This window comes from Telmatospirillum sp. J64-1 (assembly GCF_006980715.1).
In the GTDB taxonomy this organism is placed as follows: Bacteria; Pseudomonadota; Alphaproteobacteria; order Rhodospirillales; family Magnetospirillaceae; genus Oleiliquidispirillum; species Oleiliquidispirillum nitrogeniifigens.
Genome location: NZ_SBHN01000071.1, coordinates 1 through 773, shown reverse-complemented (window position 1 = coordinate 773; position 773 = coordinate 1). Strand labels below are relative to the sequence as shown.

At 59.1% G+C, this 773-nt stretch carries 1 protein-coding gene, 2 tRNA genes and 1 rRNA gene (1 of these 4 running past the window's edge); 3 read left to right on the top strand and 1 reads right to left on the bottom strand.

The genetic code is table 11. The annotated features are described in order from the left end of the window. The 3 genes from EPD66_RS23805 to EPD66_RS23795 all read left to right on the top strand — a co-directional run. Positions 1-101 (top strand): 16S ribosomal RNA (locus EPD66_RS23805) (its annotated part extends 516 nt beyond the left edge of the window); the annotation flags it as partial. A gap of 111 nt (positions 102-212) precedes the next feature. Continuing rightward, a tRNA-Ile gene (locus tag EPD66_RS23800) sits at positions 213-289 on the top strand. A 77-nt stretch (positions 290-366) separates the two neighbouring features. Then, a tRNA-Ala gene (locus EPD66_RS23795) sits at positions 367-442 on the top strand. Between the two features lie 67 nt (positions 443-509). On the opposite strand, the gene EPD66_RS24480 is transcribed toward EPD66_RS23795, so the two are convergent. Then, a partial coding sequence (locus EPD66_RS24480; protein ID WP_221931109.1) for a hypothetical protein occupies positions 510-773 on the bottom strand: 264 nt, incomplete at its 5' end.

Below are 773 nucleotides of genomic sequence, written 5' to 3'. Positions count from 1 at the left end.
AGCTAACCTTAGGGAGGCAGCCGACCACGGTAAGGTCAGCGACTGGGGTGAAGTCGTAACAAGGTAGCCGTAGGGGAACCTGCGGCTGGATCACCTCCTTTCAAGGATGTCCCGGATCACCTGATCTCGGACGCCTTCATCAATCGGCGCCGCCGTCTCCGCATCCCTTCCTCGAACGTAGCCGATCTGGTTGATCCAGATCACCAAGGACCGGGCTCGTAGCTCAGCTGGTCAGAGCACACGCTTGATAAGCGTGGGGTCGCAAGTTCAAATCTTGCCGGGCCCACCATTCTTGTCACTGCCCTGAAGCGAAGCGCCAGCCAAGCTCGCGGATGCGAGCGCCCGGCGCTTGAGGGCAAGCCAAGGGGGGCCGTAGCTCAGTTGGGAGAGCGCTAGCTTTGCAAGCTTGAGGTCGTCGGTTCGATCCCGTCCGGCTCCACCATCTGATTAGTGGAGCGGGGTTTGGGGCCCGAGGCCCCAAGCGGGTCCGGGCGGCAGCCCGCAAGGCACTACGTTCGGGAGGACTTCCGTTTCGATCCAATCTGTGGGTCGATCACTTGGCAGCTTTCGGGCTGCGAAGAGTCTTCGTTCTTTGACATCGTGAATAGGTTTTTCTGATCTGGCGCAGCGCCAGGTGCTTTTTTCCGAAGCATCGGGTGCTGCAACAAATCATCTGGAACGTGCTGAGTGATCGTGCGCCGGGCTTGTCCCTGCGTATGATGGATCAAGCGTTTTAAGGGCATTTGGTGGATGCCTTGGCAGTAAGAGGCGAT